This is a genomic window from Burkholderia sp. BCC1996 (assembly GCF_905339955.1).
Taxonomy (GTDB): domain Bacteria; phylum Pseudomonadota; class Gammaproteobacteria; order Burkholderiales; family Burkholderiaceae; genus Burkholderia.
This window is the reverse complement of sequence record NZ_CAJPHM010000007.1, coordinates 42177-57529: the sequence shown is the minus strand read 5'-3', so window position 1 is coordinate 57529 and position 15353 is coordinate 42177. Positions and strand designations below refer to the sequence as shown.

The window sequence follows — 15353 nt, the reverse complement described above, 5'->3', positions numbered from 1 at the left end:
CGGGCGGCGTGGCGTGGCGCAATGCCGGCGCCGCGCTTACCCCGATGTCCACCGGCACACCGCGAAGCCGCGGTCAGTCGTCCGCAAGCGCCGTCACGACCGCTCGTGCGCCGACGGCGCTGCGTGGCACACGGCCTCGATCCGGTTGCCGGCAGGGTCGACGAGAAACGCCGCGTAGTAGTCGGCGTGATAATGCGGCCTCAATCCGGGATCGCCGTCGGACTGCCCGCCCGCGGAGCGCCCTGCCTCGAAAAATGCATGTACCTGCTCGCGAGAAGCGGCCTTGAAGCACCAGTGCCGCTTGCTCGTTCCGACTTCGGCGGGATCGAGATACACGGCCAGGAAAGTCGAGGCGGTGTCGTTTGCATTGCAGCGTTCGCCGTAACCGAGTGCCGCGGGCCGGTCGTAAACCTTGGCCGCGCCAAGTGCGGCCATGACGCCGTCATAGAACGGGCGTGCCTGGTCGATATCAGGAACGCCGATGGACACGTGATCGAGAAGTTGCATGGGATTGGCTCCGTTGAACGAGCACGAGTCTACACAAACATGTCACTTCGAACCGGCTACCGGTACAACCAGATCGCAAAACCGGAGGACAGGATTCCATGACGGACGACCGCCACATTTGGGAAGCACTGGAAGCATTCGTTCGCGAGGAGGCGGCGGTATCGAGCAAACAGCGGATTACCGCGGAGACCTCGATCGCCGACGATCTCGGACAAACCGGAGACGACGCGGACATCTTCATGGAGCGCTTCTTCGCGCGATTCGGTGTGGATCGCGGCGACTACGATTTCGGGCGTTACTTCCTGATGGAGGGTGAAGGGCTCCTGTATCACCTGGTTCGCAAGTTCATTCTCAGGAAGCCCCATACGTTCGATCGAGACGCGTTGACCGTCGGCATGCTGGGCAAAGCCATCGCGCTGGGTGCGTGGGACGCCGATGCGATCAGGAACTGATCCTCACGCAGCGTCACCGACGCTTTGATCGGCGCGTCGAACACCGCGCCCGCCACGCGTCACTTCATCTGCATCAGTTGCACGAGGTTGCCGCACGTATCGTCGAGCACCGCGACGCGCACGGGCCCCGCGTCCATCGGCGCCAGCGTGAAGCGCACGCCGAGCGCGTCGAGCCGCGCGAACTCCGCGTCGAGATCGTCGACCTGGAACGACGCCGCCGGAATGCCGTCCTCGTAGAGCGCCTGACGAAAAGGCCCGACCGCGCGATGATGGCTCGGCTCGAGCATCAGCTCGGTGCCGTCAGGCTGGTCCTTCGACACGACCGTCAGCCAGCGGTACTCGCCCACCGGCACGTTGTTCTTCAACCGGAAGCCGAGGGTGTCGGTATAGAACGCGAGTGCCTTGTCCTGATCGTCGACAAAGATGCTCGTCACGTAGATGCGCATGTGATGTTCTCCGAATCACGCGCGCCGTCGCGCGCGTCGTCGCCGTGCCGCTCACGTGATCTGATACGTCGATGCCGGCACGAATTCCTCCGGCATCGCGCGATCGCCCAGCTCGAGCACCGACCGTTCGATCGTGCGCGCCATCGCATCGAGCGCGAGCGCGTTCGGCGCGAGGCCGAACGGCTCCGCGACCTCGTTCGCGATCGCTTCGAGCGCGATCAGCGTGTACGAAATGAACACGCAAATCAGCGGCGTGAAAAACTCCGTCGAATCGACGAGGCCGAACGGCAGCAGCACGCAATAAGCATAGACGGTGCGATGCAGCAGCACGCTGTACGAGAACGGAATCGGCGTCGTCAGGATCCGCTCGCAACCGCCCACCGCCTTGCCGAGTTCGACCAGCTGCGCATCGAACATCCAGCACGTCGCGTCGCTGCCGGGCGCGCGGCCCAGCGCGCGGACGATCCCGCCGCGCAGTTCGTCGAGAATCGCGACGGGCTGGTAGCACTTGTGCGCGAACGCGGCGGCGCGCTCGGCGCCGAGGATGCGCTGCAGGTCTTGCGCCGGATCGGTATGGCGCAGCTGATGCTTCAGCGCATACGTGAACGCGATCAGCAGATCGGCGAGCCGGTTGCGCTCCGCGTCGCCGACGCTGTCGGGCAGGTAGCGCCGCAGTTGCGACGTGACGGTGCGCGCGGCGATCAGCAGGTTGCCCCACAGAAGCCGCGCCTCCTTGAAGCGCTCGAAGCTCGCGTTGTTGCGAAACGCGAGAAAGATCGCGAGCGCGAGCCCGAACAGCGTGAACGGCGCGGTGTTCAGCGGAATCTTCTCGCCGAAGATGCGCCCGTTCGTGAAAACCGCCAGCGTGCTGACGATCGCCATGAACACGAGTTGCGGAATGATCGACTGCAGCACGGAGCCGTTCCATACGAACAGCATCCTGAGCCAGTTTTGTCGTGGTCTGACGATCATGGTGTTGTCTCGACTGCCAAGGGAATACGCAATGCGGCGCGCCGCCGCCCGATATGCGACGGCCCGCGCGTGGCGGGCCGCTGTCCGATCGCTACCGGGCCGGGTAACGAGCCGCACGGCGGCTGCGCGAGATGATACGCCCGCGCACGCCGCGCGCCGTCACCGGCCGCGCCGGTCAGTGATAGCCGGCGTCGCCCTCGCGCACCTTGCCGCGGAACACGCGGTACTGCATCGCGTTGTACACGAGGATGATCGGCAGCACGATCACGGTGCCGACGAGCGCGAACAGCTGGCTCGAATGGCTCGACGACGCATCCCAGATCGTCAGCGACGGCGGCACGATGTTCGGCCAGATGCTGATCACGAGGCCGGTATAGCCGAGGAACACGAGCGCGAGCGTCAGCAGGAACGGTGTTGCCTCGTGCCGGCGCTTCAGCGTATGGAAGATGCCCCACACGCATGCGACGACGAGGACCGGCACCGGCAGGAACCAGCCGAGGTAGCCGCTGCCGAACCAGCGGTGCGCGACGGCCGGCAGCCCGATCACGGTCCACAGGCTGACCACGCCCATCACGGCGAGCAGCACGCCCGCGAGCGGCTTCATCAGCACGCGCATCTTGCGCTGCAGTTCGCCGTCGACCTTCAGGATCAGCCATCCGCAGCCGAGCGTCGCATAGGTGACGAGCACGCCGATCCCGCAGAACAGGCTGAACGGCGACAGCCAGTCGAACGGCCCGCCCGCGAACTGGTTGTTCACGATCCGGATGCCCTGCAACAGCGAACCCAGCGTGACGCCCTGGCAGAACGCGGCCAGCGCGGAGCCGCCGATGAACGCGAGATCCCACAGGTGTTGCGTGCGGTTCGCCTTTGCGCGCAACTCGAACGCCGCGCCGCGGAAGATCAGCCCGACCACCATCAGGATCAGCGGCAGGTAGTTCGCCGGCAACAGCGTCGAGTAGACGACCGGGAATGCGCCGTACAGGCCCGCGCCGCCGAGCACCAGAAAGGTCTCGTTGCCGTCCCACACCGGCGCGACGGTATTCAGCATGACTTCGCGTTCGACCTTGGCGTCGAAGAACGGAAACAGCAGGCCGATGCCGAGGTCGAAGCCGTCCAGCATCACGTAGAGGAACACGCCGAGGCCGATGATCGCGGCCCACACGACAGGAAGATCGATCTGCATGGCTTACTCCGCTTCGGTGACGTTCAGCGGCGTGGACAGCGCGCTCTTGCGCAGCCCCGGATGCCGGTGCAGCTCGATGTATCCGGCGTGGGCAGCCGGTCCGCGCTTCATCAGGTTCAGCATGTAGTAGATACCCGTCCCGAACACCAGGAAATACACGACCACGAAGATCAGCAGCGACACGCCGACCTGCTGCGCGCTGAGCGGCGCGACCGAATCGACGGTGCGCAGCACGCCGTATACGGTCCACGGCTGCCGCCCGACCTCGGTCGTGATCCAGCCGGCCAGCAGCGCGACGATGCCCGACGGCCCCATGCACACGACGAACCACTGGAACCAGCGCGTTTCATACAGGCGTCCGCCCTTTCTCAGCAGTAGGCCGAGCAGCGCGGTGAGCAGCATCAGCATCCCGAGGCCGGCCATGATCCGGAAGGTCCAGAACACGATCGGCGAATACGGACGGTCCTGCGCCGGGAATTCCTTCAGCCCGCGAATCTCGCCGCTCCAGCTGTGCGTGAGGATCAGGCTGCCGAGGTGCGGCACCTGGATCGCATAGCGCGTCGTCTCGGCCTGCATGTCGGGCAGGCCGACGAGGTTCAGCGCGGTGCCGCCCTTCTCGGTTTCCCACAGCCCTTCGATCGCCGCGATCTTTGCCGGCTGGTATTCGCGCGTGTTCAGCCCGTGCGCGTCGCCGACGACGATCTGGATCGGCGCGAGCAGCAGCAGCATCCACAGCGCCATCGAGAAGCTGCGCTTGACCGGCTCGTCGCGGCGCCCCTTCAGCAGGTGCCACGCGCCGCACGCGGCGACGATGAAGCCCGCGACGATGAACGCGGCGATCGTCATGTGCACGAGGCGATACGGGAACGACGGGTTGAAGATGATCTTGAACCAGTCGACCGGCACGACGAGCCCGTTCTCGATCTTGTAGCCCTGCGGCGTCTGCATGAAGCTGTTCGACGCGAGGATCCAGAACGTCGAGATCAGCGTGCCGACCGCGACCATCAGCGTCGCGAAGAAGTGCGCGCGCGGGCTGACGCGCTGCCAGCCGAACAGCATCACGCCGAGGAAGCCGGCTTCGAGGAAGAAGGCCGTCAGGACTTCGTACGTGAGCAGCGGGCCAGTGATGTTGCCCGCGACGCGCGAGAAGCCCGCCCAGTTCGTGCCGAACTCGTAGGCCATCACGACGCCGGAGACGACACCCATCCCGAAGCCGATCGCGAAGATCTTCGACCAGAACTGGAACATGGATTTGTAGGCGGCGTCGCCGGTGACGAGATAGCGCCATTCCAGCACCGCCAGGAAGCTCGCCATGCCGATGCTGATCGCCGGAAACACGATGTGGAACGATACCGTGAACGCGAATTGCAATCGGGCGAGATGGAACGCATCGAAGATTTCCATGACCGTAATTTGCTCGTGGTTGTGAGGACGTCAGCTCGAAGCAGGAAATCGCGCGACGGCTTCGCGACGGCACGTGCACACAACGACGGATCGCAGTGCACGGCAACGAAGCGTGAATGACGATATCGCGTTTCAGACGATACTCGCAATCGCGCGGACGTGCGCTGAAACTGTGCTTTCCCCGGGGCCGAAGATGTGTGTACGGAAAACCCGTTTCGGCGCCGCGAGGCCCTCGGCTGTACTGCTTTCCGCTCTGCAACGCTGTGCATCCGCGGCACCGCCGAACGCCCGTACCATCGGCTCCTGGCCTGCCCGTGGCGAGCGAGCGCGACCCCGCGCACCGCCCGCGCAGAATCCGTTTCGATCGCCCGGCGCCCGCGCCGGCCGATCCCCCTGGAGAAACCCGCATGGAGCCCAGCGACCGCCCCGACGATCCGGCCGGCACCCGCGTGTGTCATGTGACGCGTCATCGTGCCGGCGACGCGCGGGACACCGTCGATCGCGTCGTCGACGAAACGCCGGTTGCACTCGTATTCAACGGCATCGCGCACACGGTGATGATGGCGACGCCGATCGACCTCGACGCGTTCGGCCTCGGCTTCGCGCTGAGCGAAGGGATCGTCGAGCGCGCGTCGGACGTCTTCGATATCGAAAGCGAATGCCGGCCCGGCAGCGCCGAAGTGCGGCTCACCGTGGCGCAGCAGGCGTTCATGGCGCTGAAGGCGCACCGGCGCGCGCTGGCCGGCCGCACCGGCTGCGGCGTCTGCGGGATCGAGAGCATCGCGCAGCTCGACCTGCATCCGCCGCGCATCGCGGCCGCGGGCGCGGCGGCCGGCATCGGCGCCGACGCCGTCGCGCGCGCCGCCCGCGCGCTGCCGCAGCGGCAGCCGCTGATGCACGCGACCGGCGGCATCCATGCGGCCGCGTGGTGCGAGCGCGACGGCACGGTGCTGGAAGTCGTCGAGGACGTCGGCCGCCACAACGCGCTCGACAAGCTGATCGGCCGGCTCGCGCGGCGCCGCGCCGACCTGGGCGCGGGCTTCGTGTTCCTGTCCAGCCGCGCGAGCTACGAGCTCGTGCGCAAGGCCGCACGCGTCGGCATCCCGATGATCGCGACGATCTCGGCGCCGACCTCGCTCGCGATCGACGTCGCCCGCGAAGCCGGCGTGCGGCTGCTCGGCTTCTGCCGCAACGACGGCTTCGTCGAATACGTGTCGCCCGACCCGCTCCCGTTACCCGAACCGACGCCTGCGCAAGCGCAGGCGCTCACCGCTTGATGAAACCCCTGACCGATTTCGACACCGCCCAACGGCAGTTCGCCGGCGTATTTGCGCCGCCGCATGCGGCCGTCTCCATCCCGGTCGCGCAGGCGGCCGGCCACGTGCTCGCCACGCCGCTCACCGCCGTGCTCGACCAGCCGCCCGCCGACCAGAGCGCGATGGACGGCTACGCGGTCCGTCACGCAGACCTCGAACACGGCGAGCCGCTGCGCGTCGCGCAGCGCTGCTATGCGGGCGACGCGCCGGCGCCGCTCGCGCCGCGCACCGCCGCGCGCATCTTTACCGGCAGCCTGATTCCGCCGGGCGCCGACACCGTCGTGATGCAGGAGCACGCGCACGAACAGGATGGCTGGGTTGCGTTCGACACACCGCAGCGCAGCGGATCGCATATCCGCCGCCGCGGCGAGGAAGTGCGCGCGGGCGCCCTGCTGATGCCGGCCGGCGTGCGGCTCGGCGCGATGCACGTCGGCGTCGCCGCCGCGCAGGGTTGCACGCGCATCGACGTGCGCCCGCCACTGCGGGTCGGCATCCTGACGACCGGCGACGAGCTTGTCCCGTGCGGCCAGCCGCGCGCGCCGCAGCAGATCTACAACAGCAACGCGCCGATGCTCGCCGCGCTGGTGTCGGGAACCGGTGCCGGCGTCGCGGCGAGCGAGCACGCCGCCGACACGCCGGCCGCCGTCGATCAGGCGCTGCGCGGCATGGCCGCGCGCTGCGACCTGGTCGTCTGCGTCGGCGGTGCATCGGTCGGCGACAAGGACCTGCTGCGTCCCGCGCTGACCGCGCTCGGCGCGTCGTTCGTGGTGTCGGGCGTGCGGATGAAACCCGGCAAGCCGGTCGCGCTCGCGCGGCTCGACGAACGGCCCGTGGTGCTGCTGCCCGGCAATCCGGGCGCCGCGATGACCGCGTTCGCGCTGTTCGTCGCGCCGCTGATCCGCTGCCTGCAGGGGCGCGACGACTGCCTGCCGGCCGTGCCGTCGCTGCCGATCGACATCGACGTCGAACCCGATGCGCAGCGCGAGCGCGTCGTCCGCGTGCGCCGCACCCTCGACGCCAATGGCGCGCCCGTACTCGATACGCTGCGGCAACAAGGCGCCGGCACGCTGCAATCGCTCGTTCAGGCGAGCGGGCTCGCGCGGCTGCCGGCCGGCCGACGCATCGCGCGCGGCGACGCGGTGCCGTATTACGATTTCGCGCACTGGCTTGCGTGAGCATGCCGATGAGCGTCATGTCCGCCTTGCGTGCAGGCAGGATCACGAACTGTATTCCTGCATTTCGGGCGGGATTGTGTCCCTGTCGGGAAAATCCGGCGGACTATCCTCACGAAGAGGCTCGTCACGAGCCGTGCGCCGACACGTCGGCACACAGGCGGCCGACCGGCGACGCCGTTCCGCTCACTTCATGCAGGTCGAAAAACCGATCGTGAATGCCATCGCTTCCGCACCGGCCGCCACTGCATCCGGCGGCGCATCGCCCGGCGCCTTCTCCCGCCCGCTCGACACGCTCGCGCGGCCGCTGCGCGATCTGCGGCTGTCCGTCATCGACCAGTGCAACTTCCGCTGCGGCTATTGCATGCCGCGCGACAGCTTCGGGCCCGACTATGCGTTCATGCCGTCGTCCGAGCGGCTGTCGTTCGCGCAACTGGAGAAGATTGCGCGCGCGTTCGTCTCGCTCGGCGTCGAGAAGATCCGCCTCACCGGCGGCGAGCCGCTGCTGCGCCGCAATCTCGAAGCGCTGATCGAGCGGCTCGCGACGCTGACGACCGTCGACGGCAAGCCCGTCGAAATCGCGCTGACGACCAACGGTTCGCTGCTCGCCGCGAAGGCACGCACGCTGCGCGATGCGGGCCTGTCGCGCGTGACCGTGAGCCTCGACGCGATCGACGATGCCGTGTTCCGCCGGATGACCGACACCGACGTGCCGGTCGCGCGCGTGCTGGCCGGCATCGAGGCTGCGCAGGCGGCCGGGCTCGCGCCCGTGAAGGTCAACGCCGTGATCGAGCGCGGCGCGAACGACGACCAGATCCTGCCGCTCGTGCGCCACTTCCGTCATAGCGGCGTGGCCGTGCGCTTCATCGAATACATGGACGTCGGCGGCGCGAGCGCGTGGTCCGGCGACAAGGTCGTGCCGGCCGCGCGGATGCGCGAACGCATCGACGCGAGCTATCCGCTCGTGCTCGTCGGCGAACCCGGCCACGACGCCACCGCCATCCGCTGCCGGCACATCGACGGCGCGGGCGAGGTCGGCTTCATCGCGAGCGTGTCGCATCCGTTCTGCGGCACGTGCTCGCGCGCCCGCGTGTCGGCCGACGGCCAGCTCTATACCTGCCTGTTCGCGACGCAGGGCACCGACCTGCGGCCGTGGCTCGACGACGGCGCATCGGTCGACCACCTCGCCGACGCCGTGCGTGCGCGATGGACGCGGCGCGACGACCGCTATTCCGAGCGGCGCGCCACGCGTGCGGCCCGGCCGTCGGGCAAGACCTATCCGACCGTGCGCATGTCGCTCGTCGGCGGCTGACGGCTGCCGCGCTCGGCGGCGCGCACCGCTTACTGGAGAACCGTCATGACGAGTTTCACCGAATCCCGTGCCGCGTCACCCGACGATCCGTCGCGTGACGCCACCCATGCCGAACCCGCCGAGCCGCACGCCGAGCCGCCGCCGGCGATTGCCGCCGGCTTCGAGGTGCGTGTGCAGTACGCGGCGATCGACGCCGGTACCGAGATCGCACCGATCGTTCGGAATCCGAATGTCGGCGCGGTCGTGAATTTTCTCGGTGTCGTGCGCAACGAAGGCGACGTCGACGACGTGATCGCGCTCGAAGTCGAGCACTATCCGACGATGACCGAGCAGGCGCTCTGGAGCATCGTCGAGGAAGCCAGCGCGCGCTGGCGGCTAGAAGCGGTCAGGATCGTGCATCGCGTCGGGCGCATTCCGCTCGGCCAGCCGGTCGTGATCGTCGTGGTGGCCGCCGCGCATCGTGCGTCGGCATTCGATGCGTGTGAATTCATCATGGACTTCCTGAAGACGCATGCGCCGTTCTGGAAGAAGGAGATCCGGCACGACGGCGTGGCCGGCTGGGTCGAGCCGAAGGCGCACGACGATCAGGCGATGCGGCGATGGGGTTGAGCGTGCCGGTCAATGCGTTGCCGATTTCGCCCATTTCGCCCGGGACATTTCAATGAAACTGACGATCAAATACTTTGCGAGCATTCGCGAACAGCTGCATATCGATCAGGAAGTCGTCGAGATCGATGCGCACGAGGTCACCGTCGACGCGCTGCGCGGCACGCTCGCCGCACGCGACGCGCGCAGCGGCGAAGCGTTGCGGATGGACCGGCCCGTGCGGGCGGCCGTGAATCTCGAGATGGTGACCGGGGGATTCGTCGTGCGGGAGGATAGCGAGGTGGCATTTTTCCCGCCGGTGACGGGCGGGTGATCCGTTCGCACCGGGCGGCGACCGGCGGGCTTAAGCTGCCCGATGCCTGACTGGCGGCTGGACGAACTCGCGAAGAAAATCCGGGACGGGTGGTCGATCGACGTCGGGTAGCCGGCCGGCGCGCCGGCCACTTTCCGCACGGCCGGACGCGCGGGCATCCGTTCGCGCCAGGCGAGCAGATTCGGTGTTTCGGCCGTCATCGGCGCGCCCTTGCGCGTGCCGAACCACTGCGTCACGGAGAACGCGATGTGCGCGTACGAAAAGGCTGCATCCGGACCCCAAATCGGGGTCGACTACATCTCCGGTCGTAACGAAGTTGTCATGAACCCCGCCCACGAAACAGGCAAATGGATCATCAAGCCACGCGACTTGCCGTGACCTGCATCCAGCCTCATTTCTCCTGATTTTTATATTCAGAGTATTTTCGCGAGTCGCCCCTCACTCTGTCAGCCGGATACTTTGCCCGGTTGAGCTCCATCTTCTCAAGCACCGCCTGAAAAAGATCGACGTCCATCTTGTCCGCGAGGCGAACCAGATACACCAATACGTCGGCCATCTCGTGACGGACGGCCGTCAGGTTGGCTTCGCCAAGTTCGCTCTTGTCGCCCGAAACGAGCCATTGAAACGGCTCCAGCAATTCACTCGCTTCGATGCTGAGCGCTGTCGCCAGGTTCTTCGGCGTGTGGAATTTGTCCCAGTCGCGCTCGTCGACAAACTGGCGGACGAGTTCGCGCAACTCCACCAGATCATTCCGCAACTCAGACTTTTCCACGTAGCGACTCCTGGTGCATTTCCAAAATCTATCGATGCCTTCGACGGCATGCGGGCATGAGAAATCCGCCCTTCGGCCTGCAAGTACAGTTCCCCCGCACGGACAGACCCGAATGATATAGGAGCTGGAAGCTGCCCCGGCAAGCGTCGCACCAAGGGCAAGCGAAATGCCGTCCCGCCGTCGGGGCATCGTAGCGACGGTCCAAATTCACGATCACGCCCCTGCGTCGAACCGTCCCGCTCCGGCCCACGCAGTTCGCGATTTTTCCGTCCGCTTCGCATCCAGCTTCGATGCGCCCCGCCGGATACCGGGCAAGACAGCTCAGCGGCACGCGCCGCAACTCTTATATAAGACATAAGACATTTGACGCCTGACCATATTGCGACTAGAATCCCGTCCAAGCAGTGAAGCAGTGTCCGGAACAGCAGCCTCGGCGTGCCTGGAAAGCCCTTCCCCTGAAACGCAATCTCAGCAGGTCCCCCCATGCTTGAAAACTTTCGTGCTCACGTGGCCGCCCGCGCCGCGCTCGGTATTCCCCCCCTGCCGCTGACGGCCCAGCAAACCGCCGAACTGGTGGAACTGCTGGCGCACCCGCCCGCAGGCGAAGAGCAGACGCTGCTCGACCTGATCACCCACCGCGTGCCCGCCGGCGTCGACGAAGCCGCGCGCGTGAAGGCCGGCTTCCTGGCCGCCGTCGCGAAGGGCGAGACGGCCTGCCCGCTGATCTCGCGCGAGCGCGCGACCGAGCTGCTCGGCACGATGCTCGGCGGCTACAACATCCAGCCGCTGATCGAGCTGCTGTCCGACGAAGCGGTCGCGGCCGTCGCTGCCGACGCGCTGAAGAAAACCCTGCTGATGTTCGACCAGTTCCATGACGTGAAGGAACTCGCCGACCAGGGCAACGCGCACGCGAAGGCCGTGCTGCAGAGCTGGGCCGACGCCGAATGGTTCACGAGCCGTCCGGAAGTGCCGGAAAGCCTGACCATCACGGTGTTCAAGGTCACCGGCGAAACCAACACCGACGACCTGTCGCCGGCCCCGGACGCCACCACCCGCCCAGACATCCCGATGCACGCGCTGGCGATGCTGAAGAACGCGCGCCCCGGCATCACGCCGGAAGAAGACGGCAAGCGCGGCCCGGTCAAGTTCATCGAATCGCTGAAGGAAAAGGGTCACCTGGTCGCCTACGTCGGCGACGTGGTCGGCACCGGCTCCTCGCGCAAGTCGGCCACCAACTCGGTGCTGTGGTTCACCGGCGAAGACATCCCGTTCGTCCCGAACAAGCGCTTCGGCGGCGTGTGCCTCGGCGGCAAGATCGCCCCGATCTTCTACAACACGATGGAAGACGCCGGCGCGCTGCCGATCGAACTCGACGTGTCGCAGATGAACATGGGCGACGTGGTCGAACTGCGCCCGTACGAAGGCAAGGCGCTGAAGGACGGCAACGTGATCGCCGAATTCCAGGTCAAGTCCGACGTGCTGTTCGACGAAGTGCGCGCCGGCGGCCGCATTCCGCTGATCATCGGCCGCGGCCTGACCGCGAAGGCGCGTGAAGCGCTGGGCCTCGCACCGTCGACGCTGTTCCGCCTGCCGCACCAGCCGGCCGACAGCGGCAAGGGCTTCTCGCTCGCGCAGAAGATGGTCGGCCGCGCATGCGGTTTGCCGGAAGGCCAGGGCGTGCGCCCGGGCACGTACTGCGAACCGAAGATGACCTCGGTCGGCTCGCAGGACACCACGGGCCCGATGACCCGCGACGAACTGAAGGATCTGGCGTGCCTCGGCTTCTCGGCCGACCTCGTGATGCAGTCGTTCTGCCACACCGCCGCTTATCCGAAGCCGGTCGACGTGAAGACGCACCAGACGCTGCCGAACTTCATCAGCACGCGTGGCGGCATCGCGCTGCGTCCGGGCGACGGCGTGATCCACTCGTGGCTGAACCGCATGCTGCTGCCCGACACCGTCGGCACCGGCGGCGACTCGCACACGCGCTTCCCGATCGGCATCAGCTTCCCGGCAGGCTCGGGCCTGGTCGCGTTCGCGGCCGCCACCGGCACGATGCCGCTCGACATGCCGGAATCGGTGCTGGTCCGCTTCAAGGGCAAGATGCAGCCGGGCGTCACGCTGCGTGACCTCGTCAACGCGATTCCGCTGTACGCGATCAAGCAAGGCATGCTGACGGTCGCCAAGCAAGGCAAGAAGAACATCTTCTCGGGCCGCATCCTCGAAATCGAAGGCCTGCCCGACCTGAAGGTCGAGCAAGCGTTCGAACTGTCGGATGCGTCGGCAGAGCGTTCGGCCGCCGGTTGCACGGTGCGCCTCAACAAGGAACCGATCATCGAATACCTGAACAGCAACATCACGCTGCTGAAGTGGATGATTGCGCAGGGCTACCAGGATCCGCGCAGCCTGCAGCGCCGTATCGCGGCGATGGAGCAGTGGCTGGCCGACCCGCAACTGCTCGCGCCGGATGCCGACGCCGAATACGCGGCCGTCATCGAGATCGACCTCGCCGACATCCATGAGCCGATCGTCGCATGCCCGAACGACCCGGACGACGTGAAGACGCTGTCTGACGTCGCCGGCGCCAAGATCGACGAAGTGTTCATCGGCTCGTGCATGACCAACATCGGTCACTTCCGCGCCGCGTCGAAGCTGCTGGAAGGCAAGCGCGACATCCCGGTCAAGCTGTGGGTCGCGCCGCCGACCAAGATGGACCAGAAGCAGCTGACGGAAGAAGGCCACTACGGCGTGTTCGGCACGGCCGGCGCACGCACCGAAATGCCGGGCTGCTCGCTGTGCATGGGTAACCAGGCGCAGGTGCGCGAAGGCGCGACGGTGATGTCGACGTCGACCCGCAACTTCCCGAACCGTCTCGGCAAGAACACGAACGTGTATCTCGGCTCGGCGGAACTGGCGGCGATCTGCTCGCGTCTGGGCAAGATCCCGACCAAGGAAGAGTACATGGCCGACATGGGCGTGCTCACGGCAAACGGCGACAAGATCTATCAGTACATGAACTTCGACCAGATCGAAGACTTCAAGGAAGTCGCCGACACCGTGCAGATCTAAGCATGCTGTCGCGCTGCGGCGGGTGATGCCCGTCGTGGCGACACGCAATGGCGCCGCGGGCTGAATGGCCGCGGCGCCATTTTTTTTTAATTTTTGGATGTCGCCGGCGCTAAAAGCGGTCCGGCTCACACGTCAGGCCATCGCCTTCAGCCAGCCGAGCAGATCCGACTGCGCGCTTCCGTCCTTCACGGGCTCCGGCGTCAGCAGGCAATAGTGCGAGCCGTCTTCGACGAAACCCATCGGCGCGACCAGCACGCCGCTTTCGAGGTCGTCGCGAACGAGATGCCACGGCCCGATCGCGACACCCAGCCCCGCGACGGCCGCCTGAAGGCTGAAATAGAAATGGTCGAACGCCTGCCCGCGTCCGCTTCCCGCAGCCTGATGCGCGGCCGCCGCCCATTCCTTCCATGCGTCCGGCCGCGTCCGGGTATGCAGTCGCGGCGCGCCCCGCTTCAACGCGCGGTCATGCCGACTGCCTGAAAACCACGCATCGACCTTGTCGGGCCGGCACACCGGACCGACCTTCTCCGCGAACAGTCGCTCCGCGTGATAGCCGGCGGGCCACGCAAAGTCATTGCGGCGAATCGCCATGTCGATGCCGTTGTCGAACGAGAACGGGCCGCCCGCCGCGGCGAGATGGATATCGACGCCCGCGTAAGCTGCCTGGAAATCCGGCCAGCGCGGAATCAGCCAGCGCATCAGCAGCGTCGGTTCGCACGACAGCACCCAACGCTGCGCGCGAGCCGCCTCGGTCCGCAATTCATGCGCGGCCTGTTTCATCAGATGCAGACCGTCATGAACGGCCTGCGCCAGCTTGCGGCCCGCGTCGGTCAGGAAGACCCGACGACTGCGCCGCTCGAACAACGCCACACCGAGATCGTCCTCGAGCAGACGCACCGCGCGACTGACGGCGCCGTGCGTCAGATGCAGTTCATCGGCGGCGCGGCTGAAATGCTCATGGCGCGCCGCCGCCTCGAAGCAGCGCAGGGCCATCAACGACGGCAGATTGGTACGAACCTCATGTGAGTCAGGCTCACCATCCTGGTCAGAAAACATCGCTTTTCCTCGCGAATCGTGATCCCTAATATTCGCTCATCACGATGAATTTCAAAAGGACGATGCAATGACGGAATGGATAGTCGTAGTCACCATCACGCTGCTGGCCGTCGTCAGCCCCGGGCCGGATTTCGCGATGGTCACGCGCAACAGCCTGATGCTGTCGCGCCGCTCGGGCCTGCTCACCGCGTGGGGAATCGGGCTGGGCGTGACGGTTCACGTGAGCTACACGCTGCTCGGCGTCGGCCTCCTGATCCGCCAGTCGCTGTGGCTCTTCAATGCCGTGAAGCTCGTCGGCGCGCTCTACCTGATCTACCTCGGCGCGAAGATGCTCGCGGCCAAACCCGTGCACGGCCGCCCCGCGACGCAGGCCGCGCCCCTGTCGGATCTGGCGGCGCTGCGCACCGGCTTTCTGACGAACGCGCTGAATCCGAAAACCACCGTGTTCATCGTCAGCCTGTTCATGCAGGCGGTCCGCCCCGACACGCCATTGCCGGTGCAGATCGGCTACGGCCTGTTCATCGCGCTGGCGCACGCGGGCTGGTTCAGTCTCGTGGCGCTCTGTTTCTCCGCCGACGCCGTCCGCGATCGCTTGCTGTCCCTGCGTCACTGGATCGATCGCACGTTTGGCGTGTTGCTCGTCGGCTTCGGCGTGATGCTGGCCATCGCGCGCGGCAGCCGCTGATCGCCGCACGCCAACGCCCGGGCCCGCGGTTCAGCCCGCATATCGCCATCGAGCAGGCCGGCGCACGCGACGCGCGCCGGCCTTCGCC

Annotated in this window: 15 protein-coding genes; 8 read left to right on the top strand and 7 right to left on the bottom strand. The window is 66.6% G+C overall.

Going from position 1 to position 15353, the window contains the following annotated elements:
- Positions 1–93 precede the first annotated feature (93 nt).
- Positions 94–507 carry a VOC family protein gene (locus tag U4Z64_RS12050; RefSeq protein WP_321820077.1) on the bottom strand — a complete coding sequence of 138 codons (414 nt, stop codon included), beginning with the start codon at positions 505–507 and terminating at the stop codon, positions 94–96.
- Between the two features lie 98 nt (positions 508–605).
- On the opposite strand from U4Z64_RS12050, the gene U4Z64_RS12045 reads away from it, so the two are divergent.
- Entirely contained in the window at positions 606–959 is a 354-nt protein-coding gene (locus U4Z64_RS12045; protein ID WP_321820076.1) for a DUF1493 family protein, read from the top strand.
- Between the two features lie 59 nt (positions 960–1018).
- Here U4Z64_RS12045 and U4Z64_RS12040 read toward each other — a convergent pair whose 3' ends face one another.
- The 4 genes from U4Z64_RS12040 to U4Z64_RS12025 all read right to left on the bottom strand — a co-directional run bounded on the left by U4Z64_RS12040 (position 1019) and on the right by U4Z64_RS12025 (position 4964).
- On the bottom strand, positions 1019–1405 hold the full coding sequence (locus U4Z64_RS12040) for a VOC family protein (RefSeq protein WP_124485760.1): 387 nt from the start codon (positions 1403–1405) through the stop codon (positions 1019–1021).
- Positions 1406–1456: 51 nt separating this feature from the next.
- Positions 1457–2377, bottom strand: a complete 921-nt coding sequence (locus tag U4Z64_RS12035; RefSeq protein ID WP_321803544.1) for a bestrophin family protein — start codon at positions 2375–2377, stop codon at positions 1457–1459.
- A 175-nt stretch (positions 2378–2552) separates the two neighbouring features.
- Positions 2553–3560, bottom strand: a complete 1008-nt coding sequence (gene cydB, locus U4Z64_RS12030; RefSeq protein WP_124521655.1) for a cytochrome d ubiquinol oxidase subunit II — start codon at positions 3558–3560, stop codon at positions 2553–2555.
- 3 nt (positions 3561–3563) lie between these two features.
- Entirely contained in the window at positions 3564–4964 is a 1401-nt protein-coding gene (locus U4Z64_RS12025; RefSeq protein WP_044848141.1) for a cytochrome ubiquinol oxidase subunit I, read from the bottom strand.
- 407 nt (positions 4965–5371) lie between these two features.
- Between U4Z64_RS12025 and fdhD the strand changes: the two genes are divergently transcribed.
- The 5 genes from fdhD (at position 5372) to U4Z64_RS12000 (ending at position 9683) form a co-directional block, all read left to right on the top strand.
- Positions 5372–6241 (top strand): formate dehydrogenase accessory sulfurtransferase FdhD, encoded by an 870-nt coding sequence (fdhD, locus tag U4Z64_RS12020; RefSeq protein WP_321820075.1) that lies wholly within the window; start codon positions 5372–5374, stop codon positions 6239–6241.
- Positions 6241–7455: a gephyrin-like molybdotransferase Glp gene (gene glp, locus U4Z64_RS12015; RefSeq protein WP_321820074.1), complete on the top strand. Its 1215-nt coding sequence runs from the start codon at positions 6241–6243 to the stop codon at positions 7453–7455. The genes fdhD and glp overlap by 1 nt, the downstream gene beginning before the upstream one ends.
- Positions 7456–7645: 190 nt before the next feature.
- Positions 7646–8764, top strand: a complete 1119-nt coding sequence (moaA, locus tag U4Z64_RS12010; protein WP_321820073.1) for a GTP 3',8-cyclase MoaA — start codon at positions 7646–7648, stop codon at positions 8762–8764.
- A gap of 45 nt (positions 8765–8809) precedes the next feature.
- Positions 8810–9373 (top strand): molybdenum cofactor biosynthesis protein MoaE, encoded by a 564-nt coding sequence (locus U4Z64_RS12005; RefSeq protein WP_124666109.1) that lies wholly within the window; start codon positions 8810–8812, stop codon positions 9371–9373.
- Positions 9374–9425: 52 nt separating this feature from the next.
- Complete coding sequence (locus tag U4Z64_RS12000; protein ID WP_044848136.1) at positions 9426–9683, top strand: MoaD/ThiS family protein; 258 nt, start codon at positions 9426–9428, stop codon at positions 9681–9683.
- 391 nt (positions 9684–10074) lie between these two features.
- Here the strand turns inward: U4Z64_RS12000 and U4Z64_RS11995 are convergent, their stop codons facing one another.
- Positions 10075–10455: a nucleotide pyrophosphohydrolase gene (locus U4Z64_RS11995; protein ID WP_044848135.1), complete on the bottom strand. Its 381-nt coding sequence runs from the start codon at positions 10453–10455 to the stop codon at positions 10075–10077.
- Positions 10456–10938: 483 nt separating this feature from the next.
- Here U4Z64_RS11995 and acnB point away from each other — a divergent pair, with 483 nt between their 5' ends.
- The gene (gene acnB / locus U4Z64_RS11990) at positions 10939–13524 is read left to right on the top strand and encodes a bifunctional aconitate hydratase 2/2-methylisocitrate dehydratase (RefSeq protein WP_124521645.1); all 2586 of its coding nucleotides are present in this window, start codon (positions 10939–10941) and stop codon (positions 13522–13524) included.
- Between the two features lie 132 nt (positions 13525–13656).
- Here acnB and U4Z64_RS11985 read toward each other — a convergent pair whose 3' ends face one another.
- Positions 13657–14580: a LysR family transcriptional regulator gene (locus tag U4Z64_RS11985; RefSeq protein WP_321820072.1), complete on the bottom strand. Its 924-nt coding sequence runs from the start codon at positions 14578–14580 to the stop codon at positions 13657–13659.
- 67 nt (positions 14581–14647) lie between these two features.
- Here U4Z64_RS11985 and U4Z64_RS11980 point away from each other — a divergent pair, with 67 nt between their 5' ends.
- Entirely contained in the window at positions 14648–15265 is a 618-nt protein-coding gene (locus tag U4Z64_RS11980; RefSeq protein ID WP_321820071.1) for a LysE family translocator, read from the top strand.
- The last annotated feature ends 88 nt before the right edge of the window (positions 15266–15353 follow it).

Bases quoted from the DNA above. Each gene is read 5' to 3' on its own strand.
- U4Z64_RS12005 (WP_124666109.1), top strand. From the start codon at position 8,810: ATGACGAGTTTCACCGAATCCCGTGCCGCGTCACCCGACGATCCGTCG.
- fdhD (WP_321820075.1), top strand. From the start codon at position 5,372: ATGGAGCCCAGCGACCGCCCCGACGATCCGGCCGGCACCCGCGTGTGT.
- U4Z64_RS11980 (WP_321820071.1), top strand. From the start codon at position 14,648: ATGACGGAATGGATAGTCGTAGTCACCATCACGCTGCTGGCCGTCGTC.
- U4Z64_RS12045 (WP_321820076.1), top strand. From the start codon at position 606: ATGACGGACGACCGCCACATTTGGGAAGCACTGGAAGCATTCGTTCGC.
- U4Z64_RS12025 (WP_044848141.1), bottom strand. From the start codon at position 4,964: ATGGAAATCTTCGATGCGTTCCATCTCGCCCGATTGCAATTCGCGTTC.
- acnB (WP_124521645.1), top strand. From the start codon at position 10,939: ATGCTTGAAAACTTTCGTGCTCACGTGGCCGCCCGCGCCGCGCTCGGT.
- U4Z64_RS11985 (WP_321820072.1), bottom strand. From the start codon at position 14,580: ATGTTTTCTGACCAGGATGGTGAGCCTGACTCACATGAGGTTCGTACC.
- U4Z64_RS12000 (WP_044848136.1), top strand. From the start codon at position 9,426: ATGAAACTGACGATCAAATACTTTGCGAGCATTCGCGAACAGCTGCAT.
- glp (WP_321820074.1), top strand. From the start codon at position 6,241: ATGAAACCCCTGACCGATTTCGACACCGCCCAACGGCAGTTCGCCGGC.
- U4Z64_RS12040 (WP_124485760.1), bottom strand. From the start codon at position 1,405: ATGCGCATCTACGTGACGAGCATCTTTGTCGACGATCAGGACAAGGCA.
- U4Z64_RS12035 (WP_321803544.1), bottom strand. From the start codon at position 2,377: ATGATCGTCAGACCACGACAAAACTGGCTCAGGATGCTGTTCGTATGG.
- moaA (WP_321820073.1), top strand. From the start codon at position 7,646: ATGCAGGTCGAAAAACCGATCGTGAATGCCATCGCTTCCGCACCGGCC.
- cydB (WP_124521655.1), bottom strand. From the start codon at position 3,560: ATGCAGATCGATCTTCCTGTCGTGTGGGCCGCGATCATCGGCCTCGGC.
- U4Z64_RS12050 (WP_321820077.1), bottom strand. From the start codon at position 507: ATGCAACTTCTCGATCACGTGTCCATCGGCGTTCCTGATATCGACCAG.